The sequence below is a fragment of the Nocardia sp. MH4 genome, assembly GCF_019266065.1.
GTDB lineage: Bacteria > Actinomycetota > Actinomycetes > Mycobacteriales > Mycobacteriaceae > Nocardia > Nocardia canadensis.
Window position 1 is genome coordinate 1 of the sequence record NZ_LPNR01000022.1, and the last position, 9,300, is coordinate 9,300.

The following is a 9,300-nucleotide window of genomic DNA, read 5'->3' on the forward strand; positions in this document are numbered from 1 at the left end:
CACCGAAGGGCGCGGCGGGCCCGTGTCCACTGCCGACGGGACCGCGCGTGCCGGGCGCGCGCATCGGGGCACCGCCCTGGAGCATCGCGGCGGCGAGGGCATCCCGGGCCGCGACCGCGAGCGCGCCCGCGCTCGGGTAGCGATCGGCCGGGTCCTTGGCCATGCCGCGGGCGATGACCTCGTCGAGGGTGACGGGCAGGCCGGGCAGGATCTCGCTGGGGCGCGGCGGCGCCTCGGACAGGTGCGAGCGGATCAGCACGCTCATGCTCGCGGCGGGGAACGGCGAGGCGCCGGTGAGGCATTCGTGCAGCACACAGGCCAGCGAGTAGACGTCGGCGCGATGCGAGATCGGCCCGACGTCGAAGCGTTCCGGCGCCATATAGATGTAGGAGCCCATGGCCATCCCGGCCTGGGTCACCGCACTGTCGCCCTCGGTGTGGGCGATGCCAAAGTCGGCGAGGTAGGCGAAGTCGGCGGGGGTCACCAGGATGTTGGCCGGTTTCACATCGCGATGCACCAGGCCACCGGCGTGCGCGGCGTCGAGGGCGGCGGCGATCTGCTCGACCACCGCGACCGCGCGATCGGGACTCAGCGGCCCGCCCGTGTGCAGCACCGTCCGCAGATCGGTCCCGGGGACCAGGCGCATGTCGATGAACAGCACCCCGTCGATCACGCCCCAGTCGTGGATCGGGATGACGTGCGGTTCGGCCAGCTTGGCCGCCGCCTGGGACTCCCGGCGGAACCGGACCTGATAGGCGGGGTCCTGGGCGAGTTCCTCCGCCAGCAACTTCAGGGCGACTACCCGGTCCTTGCCGGTGTCGTAGGCCTCGTAGACCTCGCCCATCCCGCCTTTGCCCAGCATCGACCGCAACTCGTACGGACCGAACCTGCTCCCCGTCCGTGACCCAGGTGCCTGCACCAGCGTCCGCCTCCCACTTCTCGCATGCCCGAAGACCTGCTCGTCAGAAGGAGGATTCTCCCGGTGTCACCACGCCGTGGTCAAACGCGAACACGATCGCGGCGGCGCGATCACGCAGGTCGAGCTTGCCGAAAATGTGTCCGACGTGGCTTTTCACGGTGACTTCGGAGATGCCGAGCGCGGCGGCGATCTCGCTGTTGACCCGGCCTCGGCCGATCAGTTCGAACACTTCGTACTCGCGTGCGGTGAGTTCGCCGAGCCGGCGATCGGTGCGGGTCCCGGCCGGTTTGACGGTCCGGTAGGCGGTGAGCACCCGGCCGGTGACCGACGGATCGAGCCACGCGCCGCCCGCGGCCACCGTGCGCACCGCGCGGATCAGGTCCTCGGCGGGTGAGTCCTTGAGCAGGAACCCGGCCGCGCCCGCGCGCAGTGCGCCGGAGAGCAATTGGTCGTCGTCGAAGGTGGTGAGGACGAGGACCGGCGGCGCGTCCGGGCGGGCCCGCAGCAACCGTGTCGCATCGATGCCGCCGACCCGCTTCATCCGCAGGTCCATCAGCACCACGTCGGGACGGTCGGCGGCGACGGCGGCCACCACCTCGTCCCCGTCGGCGCACTCGCTGACGGTGAAGCCGTCGCGCCTGCGCAGGATCCGGCGCAACCCGCCGCGCACCAGTTCCTGGTCGTCGACGACCAGTACCGTCACCGGGTTGTCGGTCGGCGCCGCGGCCGTCACATGTCCTCCTGGGGCTTGGGCTTGAGCAGACCGGGCAGCATGGCCGTGATCGTGGCGCACGCGCTGGATTTGAGCGGGAACCGCGCGCGCACCGTCCATCCGTCGTCGGCGGCGCCGGCGCTGATCGACCCGCCGAGCAGTTCGGTGCGCTTGCGCATGCCACGCAGACCCATGCCGACATCGCGACGCGGCGGCGGGCCGAGCGGCAACGCGTTGGTCACCACCAGGGTGGCCGCCTCGGCGGTGACGTCGAGGCACACCGTCGCCGGGGTGCCGGGCGCGTGTTTGGCGACATTGGCCAGCGATTCCTGCCCGATCCGGTACAGCGCGTGCCCGACGGCGCCCTCGATGACGGCCAGGTCACCGCTGCGGTCGTAGTCGACGGCGAGCCCGGCGCGGCGGAAGTCGCCGACGAGTTCGTCGATGTCGGCGGCGCTGGGCTCGGGGGTGCGCAGCGCGGGGCCGGTGTCGAGCATGCCGACGGTGCGCCGGATGTCGGCCATGGCCTGTCGGCCGAGCCGTTCGGCGTCGACGAGGGCGTCCACCGCCTCGGTGACGTCGTCGTCGGTCTGCAGCGCGTGGCGGGCCGCGGTCAGGTGCAGCAGCGTGATCGAGAGCGAATGCGCGATCACGTCGTGCACCTCGCGCGCGATCCGGCGTCGCTCCTCGTCGGCGGCCTGACCGGCGCGGATCGCCTGGTTCTCACGTTCCTGATAGAGGAAGCGCCGCTGGTATTGCAGCAGTACCCCGACGAAGACACCGAGGATGACGCCGAGGACGTACATCGGCATCCCCTGTAACCGCTCCCCCGAGCCCCACTGCAGATTGCCCGCGAGGTCGAACGCGACCAGTTCGAGGATCGCGACCACGGTGAATCCGACGGTGATCCCGCGCGAGGCGACCGCGGCCACCTCTCCGGCGACGATCACCAGCACGAACGGCGCGAAATCGGCGTTGACCGGCTGCACCAGGAACAGCGCGGTCGACAGCAGCGCCGAGCCCTTCAGCAGCGCCGGGTGCGGCTTCACCCCGAAGATCGCGAACAGCGGGATCGGCAGGAAGGCGGTGGCCATCGCGATCAGGGGCAGCGGGCTCGGGAAGTAGGAGTGCCGCTGGATCACGGCCGCGCCGGTGACCACCAGCAGGGCCACATCGGCGCCGATGATCACGGCGGGCGGGTAGTCGTAGGGCAGCGACTCGATGCGTTCGCGCACCGTGTCGAGGAAGCGCCGCACCCCGTCCCGCGGCCGGTCCGCGAGCCGCCGCCAGCGGCTGCGCAGCCCCGCCGGGTTCGCGGGAAGGGCGTGACTCACCTCCATGGGGTAAGGCTAGCCGTCGCGTCCACGGCCCGTCATCGTCCCGTGAACGGGCCCGGTCTCCTACCGGGGTAGGAGAAGAAGTCGGGTCCCGGGCACGACGCTTCCGCGGCGGCGCGACCGTAGCGTTGGCGGTACCGCTCACGGAAGGTGAAGCCCATGACCTGGACCGATCAGCATCGACGCACCGAGATCGTGCACACCGTGCTCGCCAGGGCAGCGATCGACCCGAACGGCCCCGCCCTGTTCACCGAGCTGCCCGAGGTGGATCGTCTCTTCGGCGGCACCGACGGACTCCTGCAGGCCCTGACCTACCGCTGGAACAATCACCTGCGCGCCAAGCTCGAACAGGCCGAGATCGAGGGACATTCCGCGGTCGAGGCCTATCTGGAACTGGCCGCCGAGCAACCCGCGCTCCGGGCAATTCTCGACGCGCACGCGGCGACCGTGCAGACTACCCGTACCCGCGCCTTCGCGCGCTGACTTTCCCGACAACCGAAAACCCCTGGGGGACACGACATGCCGGACAACGATTCGCCGCAACCGCCGATGCTGGAGCTGACGCGGGTGGTCAAGCAGTACCACGTCGGCGATCAGCGGGTGCGCGCGCTCGACGAGGTGAGCATGCGCATCGAGGCAGGCCAGTTCACCTCGATCATCGGGCCCTCCGGCTCGGGCAAGAGCACCCTGCTGCATCTGCTCGGGGCGCTCGATCGCCCCGACGAGGGCTCGATCCGCTTCCGCGGCACCGAGATCGGCGATCTCGACGAGGACGCGCAGGCCGCGTTCCGGCTGCAGCAGGTGGGTTTCGTCTTCCAGTTCTTCAACCTGCTGCCGACACTGTCGGCCTGGGAGAACGTGGCGGTACCGAAGCTGCTGGACGGCACCGGGTTACGCAAGGCCAAGCCGCGCGCACTGGAACTGCTCGAGCTCGTCGGTCTGGGTGATCGCGCCCAGCACCGGCCCGCGGAGCTGTCCGGCGGGCAGATGCAGCGGGTCGCGGTGGCGCGCGCGCTGATCATGGATCCGCCGCTGATCCTGGCCGACGAGCCCACCGGCAACCTGGACTCCAAGACCGGCGCGTCGATCCTGGATCTGCTGAGCGAGATCACCGCGCAGGGCAATTCGGTGGTGATGGTGACCCACGACATGGGCGCGGTCGCGCACTGCGACCGGGTGATCACCCTGCACGACGGCCGCATCGACGCCGACGACATCGTGCCCGCCCGGGTGGACGCATGATCGCCGCGTTCTGGGATCGCCTGCGGCTGTTCAACATCGGGGAGCTGGTCCGCCATCCCGGCCGCACCTTCATGTCGACGGCGGTGATGTCGGTGTCGGCGGCGCTGCTGGTCGCCGTGCTCAGCATCTCCGGCTCGGTCACCGGGTCGGTCGACAAGCTCACCCAGGGCCTGGCCGGCGACGGCGTCCTGGAGATCACCGGCATCACCGACGCCGGGTTCGAGCAGTCGCTGCTCACCCGGATCGCCGCGACGCCCGGCGTGACCACCGCGGTTCCGATGCTGCGCAGCACCCTCGGCGCCGGACCTGACCGGGCCCTGCTGATCGGTGCCGACGCCACTATCGCCGCCCTGGGCAGCGATCTGGCCGCACCGATGTCGAAGTACACGAACAAGCTGCTCACCACTCCCAAGGGCGTGCTGGTCGGCGCAGCGATGGGGCTGAAGGAAGGCGACAGCGTCCCGATCGGCTGGGGCAGCGCGACCGTCGCGGGCGTGCTCGACGACGAGGCGAGCAACCGGCTCAACGGCGGCCATCTGGTCGCCGCCCCGCTGCCGCTGGCCCAGCTGCTGCTCGATCGGGTCGACAAGCTGGACTCGGTGCAGATCATCGCCGCGCCCGGCACCGATATCGGGAAACTGCGCGCCGACCTCACGGCGGTGGTCGACGGCCGCGCGGTGGTCGCCGAGCCGAGCCTGCGGACCGCGCAGGCGGGCGGCGCGATCCAGATCATGCGGTACTCCACGCTGATGTCCTCGGCGGCGGCGCTGATGGTCTCGGCGTTCCTGATCTACAACGCGATGAGCATGGCGGTGGCCCAGCGCAGGCCGACGCTGTCGCTGCTGCGCGCGATCGGCAGTCAGCGCGGGCCGATGGTGCGCGATCTGCTCGTCGAGGCGGCGCTGCTCGGACTCATCGGCGGGGCCATCGGCGCCGCGGTCGGTGCGGCGATGGGCCGGTTCGCGATCGGGCGTCTGCCCGCGGCGATCGTCCAGTCGGTGGAGGCCCGCACCGAGTTCATGGTGCCGAATTACGCGGTGCCCGTCGCCATCGCGGCCTGCGTCATCGCCACCGTGCTGGCGGCGGCGATCGCGGCGCGGCAGGTGTACAAGGTCGCGCCCGTCGAGGCGCTCGCCCCGGTGGAGGCCACCGTCGGCGCGTCGTCGAGCAAGCCGCTGCGCTGGGCGGCCCTGCTCGGCGGCCTCGGCTTCGCCGGCGCGGCGGTGACCCTGGCCGCGCTCGATCTCGGCCGGGTGTCGCTCGCCTCGATCTCGACCTCCTTCGCCGCGGCCGTGCTGCTGTGTTTCGCCGCGACCGGCCCGATCGTGCGCGCCGCGGCGGGCATCGCGCGCTGGTTCGGCGCGCCCGGCGCCCTCGGCGCGACCACCCTGGAGCGGGCCCCCCGCCGCGTCTGGGCGACCGCGATGACGGTCATGATCGGTGTCGCGGCCGTCGTCGCGCTCGGCGGCGCGTCGGGCAATATGGTCGACTCCGCCACCGACTCCTTCCAGAGCCTCGGCGACGCCGACCTCTATGTGAGTCCCACTCCGGTGGAACAGTTCCCGACCGGACCGGTGCTGCCGCCCGACATCGCCGAGCGCGTGGCCGCGGTACCGGGCGTCGAGCACGTGCGGCCCGCCCAGATGGCCTTCGCGACCGTCGGCAGCGGACGGGTCATGTTGCAGGGCTACCCGCCCAGCTACGACGATGCCCGCCTCGGCGCGGTCGACAAGGCGGTGATCGACCAGCTGGGTCGGGGCGAGGGCGTCGTCGTCACCCGTGACGTGGCCCGCTCGATGCAGCTGTCCGTTGGCGACCGGATCACCATGCCGACCCCCTCGGGCGAGCGCAACGTGCCGGTGCTGCAGGTGATTCCGTATTTCACCGCCGTGTCGGGCGTGGTGATGATGAACCTGGATCAGATGCGGGAGTGGTACCAGCGCCCCGGCGAGACGATCCTGGCGATCAAGTTCGCCCCCGGCGCCGACCCGGCCGCGGTGCGCGCCGGCGTCCGCGCGGCGGTGCCGCAGGAACTCCATGTCGAGAGCGGCGCGGACATGGTCGACGCCATCTCGTCGAGCGTGCAGCAGGGCGCGGCCATGAGCAACATGATCCTGTGGATCGTCGTCCTGGTGGCGACGGTGGCGCTGCTCAACACGCTGATGCTGTCGGTGCTGGAACGGCGCCGCGAACTCGGCGTCCTGCGCGCCATGGGCACCAACCGTAAATTCCTGTTGCGCTCGGTGCTGGCCGAGGCCGCGGGCATCGGTTTCATCGGCGCCGCTATCGGACTCGTCGTCGGCGCGGCCGTGCAGTACCTGGCGACCGTGGCGATCGGGCACGCGATGACGATCGACATCGTCTACCGGCCGAGCCCGCTGCTGGTGGTCTACGGCGCCGTCGCCCTCGGCCTGGCCCTGCTCGGGTCCATCCCGCCCGCCTTCCGGGCGGCCAGGATGCCGATCGTGGCGGCGCTGGCGGTCGACTGAGGTGTGCTGTCGCGGCGTCACGCGGATTCCCGCGTGACGCCGCGACGCAGGGTCGTCCCTGGACGGCGATGCGTGCCCGGTTCGGGCGGGTCAGCTACGGATATCCGTCGGCCGTGACCACCCGCCGGTCAGCATTCCGGCTGCACTCGTGCCAGCCCGCTTCCGCAGTGCGGCACATCGAGTGACGCTGTGGCCGTGCGGCTTTCCCACCGACCCTCGGCGTCACAGTGGCACTTCCTCCCACCAGGCGATCACCTCGTCCTGGGCGGTGGGGCGTGGGGCGCCCGCCACGCCGCTGCTGCCCCGGCGGCTCACCGCGATCAGGTAGTTCGCGCGGGTGGAGTCGTCGGGGAAACTCATGACCTGATGGGCGGTCTGGGTACGGACGCCGGCCTGGTCGGGCACCACCCACCGGCGCAACGAGAACGGCACCCCGTTTTTGGTGCCCGGATACCGCACCGCGGCGGGCATCGCCTCCACGACCGACCGCGCCTGGGCCGCCGTCGGATACTCCAGCACCAGGTAACTCACCGACCCGGCATTGTTGTCGGTCCGCTCGCACTGCCAGCCCGCGCTGATCGGATTCCATTGCAGCGCGGGTTCTTTCCACTCCAGCTCACTCACCGCGCGCACCGCGACACACCGCGCACCCCGATACCCCGGCCCCTCCGCCACGGACCCCTGCGGCACCAGTGTCGGAAACACCCGGCGGCTCGCCGCGAACGAATCCCCCACCGCCGCGACCGAACTCGACGGACCCTTCGCCGTCCCTCCGGCCGCGTCCGCAGCCTCGTCCCCGTCGGGCAACACCACCACAACCAGCGCCACCAACAACCCGACCAGCGCGAACACCAACGCCGCCAGCAACAACCACCCCAACCGGTGCACCCGCGACATCCGCCGCGGCACCGGCCGCCGCGGACCCACCCACGGCCCGCGCATTCCCGGCGCCCCCATCGCCGGCCCACCCGGCACCCCACCACCTTGCGGTGTTCCCGCCAGCGCACCCCCGGCCTGCGGCGAGCTCCCCGGCGGAGGCGAGTCCTGCGGCACACCACCGCCCTGCGCTCCGGCCTGTCCCGCGTGCGGGCCGATCACCGATCCCGGCTCGCCACCCGTGGCGAGGCCGTGCTGGGACGGCTCTCCCTGCCCGAGGGCCGCCCCCACAGCCGCGTTCCGTTCGTCGGCGGCCGGGACCGGGTGGGCTGCCGGAGCCCGCGATGCGCTCTCGTCCGACGGCGCGCCTGGGCGGCGCGAATCCTGTTGCCCTGGTTCGGGTCCAGCCGTGGTTCCGAACCCGTCAGCAACGGACACCGAGCGTCCCGCCTCCGCCGACGGTGCGCCACCCGACGCAACGCCTTCGGCCGCCGAGGGCCCCCCGGCCGCTGCCGTCGCATCACTCGGCGCGACGCCTCGCTGCGGCGAATCGTTGCGCCCGGGGTTCGATCCGTATGCCGCACCTCGGTCACCGTCGGGCTCCGCCGGGACAGCGGCCGCGGCGTGCGGCGGCCCCTGCGCACCCTGTACCGGTTCAGCGGCCGCCACGCCTGAACCGACACCCCTTGCAGGGTGACCGGAATCGGCTGGAGCACCGGACGATTCCGCACTGCGGCCAGCCTCCTCCGCTGGTCGCGCAATCGACGTCACCTCGGTCAGCGCACTCGCGTTGGCGGCATCCAGCTGATCCGTATCCGGCATCGGCACCACATCGGTGACCACCGAATCGGCATCCGAACCACTCCCGCGGGACCCGGAACCCTCAGCCTTGCCGCCTTTTACGTCGGCCGAAGGCGCACCACCACCGGTTACCGAGCCTGCCACCGAATCGCCCGCCCACAGCCCTGCTGCCGGACCAGCGATGCCGCCGGGCACAGCGGAAACCGACGACCCGTCCGGGCCCTCCTCCCGCGGCCGAAGATCGCTCTCTGCGCCGGGCGTTATCCGAGCACCCTCGGATCCCACACCACCTGACGGCCCTGCCGCCACAGGCGACTGCGCGCCGGTCGAGCCCCCCTGCGGGCGCGGGCCGGGCGCCGGTACGTCGGTCGGCGGGATCGCGGGGGCCTGCGGCACCGCAGGAATCGCCCCGGTCGGCGGCTGGGACGAGTGTGGTCGTTCGGCAACGGGATTCGCGATCGGAGCGGGCGAGCCCGGGGACCTCACCGCCTGCGGATCGACCGCCGGGAAGTCGGACCCAACGGCAGACCCGGGCTGCCCCACTGGCTCATGTGCGGCCTGCCGAACCTCCGGCACGGGGTAGGCCACAGGCGGCGCAGCAGCGGACGGCTGTGGCGCCACAGGCGGTTGCGGGGCCGGCTGAACCCCAGGCGCCGGGTAGGCCACGGGCGGCTCGACAGCAGGCGACCGCGCACCCTGCCGCACCACCGGTACCTGCGGTGCCACAGGCGACTGTGGCGCGCCAGGCGGCTGCGGACTCTGCTGTCGCGCCGGCGACTGCTGCGCCACCGGCGGTTGCGGTGCCGGCTGACCGCTGGGCACCGGGTACGCCACGGGCGGCTCGACAGCAGGCGGCTGGGCACCCTGCTGCGCCACCGGCGGCTGTGCGGCCGGGGCGGCGTATCCGGCGGGCGGTGGACCGGG

Annotated in this window: 7 protein-coding genes; 3 read left to right on the forward strand and 4 right to left on the reverse strand. The window is 71.9% G+C overall.

Going from position 1 to position 9,300, the window contains the following annotated elements; all coding sequences use genetic code 11:
- From ATM97_RS00535 to ATM97_RS00545, 3 genes are all read right to left on the reverse strand, one after another.
- Positions 1-862: serine/threonine-protein kinase (locus ATM97_RS00535; RefSeq protein WP_218715921.1), on the reverse strand; the 862-nt coding region annotated here is incomplete at its 3' end.
- A 100-nt stretch (positions 863-962) separates the two neighbouring features.
- Positions 963-1,652 carry a response regulator transcription factor gene (locus tag ATM97_RS00540; RefSeq protein WP_218715922.1) on the reverse strand — a complete coding sequence of 230 codons (690 nt, stop codon included), beginning with the start codon at positions 1,650-1,652 and terminating at the stop codon, positions 963-965.
- Positions 1,649-2,971 (reverse strand): sensor histidine kinase, encoded by a 1,323-nt coding sequence (locus ATM97_RS00545; protein ID WP_218715923.1) that lies wholly within the window; start codon positions 2,969-2,971, stop codon positions 1,649-1,651. The genes ATM97_RS00540 and ATM97_RS00545 overlap by 4 nt, the downstream gene beginning before the upstream one ends.
- Before the next feature lie 156 nt (positions 2,972-3,127).
- Here ATM97_RS00545 and ATM97_RS00550 point away from each other — a divergent pair, with 156 nt between their 5' ends.
- The 3 genes from ATM97_RS00550 to ATM97_RS00560 are packed head-to-tail and all read left to right on the forward strand — an operon-like array spanning position 3,128 to position 6,699.
- Positions 3,128-3,451, forward strand: coding sequence for a hypothetical protein (locus ATM97_RS00550; RefSeq protein WP_218715924.1), 324 nt, complete (start codon positions 3,128-3,130; stop codon positions 3,449-3,451).
- 36 nt (positions 3,452-3,487) lie between these two features.
- Positions 3,488-4,210, forward strand: coding sequence for an ABC transporter ATP-binding protein (locus tag ATM97_RS00555; protein WP_255586542.1), 723 nt, complete (start codon positions 3,488-3,490; stop codon positions 4,208-4,210).
- Positions 4,207-6,699 carry an ABC transporter permease gene (locus ATM97_RS00560; protein WP_218715925.1) on the forward strand — a complete coding sequence of 831 codons (2,493 nt, stop codon included), beginning with the start codon at positions 4,207-4,209 and terminating at the stop codon, positions 6,697-6,699. Before ATM97_RS00555 ends, ATM97_RS00560 begins: the two co-directional genes overlap by 4 nt.
- Positions 6,700-6,921: 222 nt before the next feature.
- On the opposite strand, the gene ATM97_RS00565 is transcribed toward ATM97_RS00560, so the two are convergent.
- Positions 6,922-7,866, reverse strand: coding sequence for a hypothetical protein (locus ATM97_RS00565; RefSeq protein ID WP_218715926.1), 945 nt, complete (start codon positions 7,864-7,866; stop codon positions 6,922-6,924).
- Positions 7,867-9,300: the final 1,434 nt, after the last annotated feature.

What these genes read in the sequence shown, in the direction of transcription:
- ATM97_RS00545 (WP_218715923.1), bottom strand. Translation starts at nt 2,971, where the DNA reads ATGGAGGTGAGTCACGCCCTTCCCGCGAACCCGGCGGGGCTGCGCAGC.
- ATM97_RS00550 (WP_218715924.1), top strand. Translation starts at nt 3,128, where the DNA reads ATGACCTGGACCGATCAGCATCGACGCACCGAGATCGTGCACACCGTG.
- ATM97_RS00555 (WP_255586542.1), top strand. Translation starts at nt 3,488, where the DNA reads ATGCCGGACAACGATTCGCCGCAACCGCCGATGCTGGAGCTGACGCGG.
- ATM97_RS00560 (WP_218715925.1), top strand. Translation starts at nt 4,207, where the DNA reads ATGATCGCCGCGTTCTGGGATCGCCTGCGGCTGTTCAACATCGGGGAG.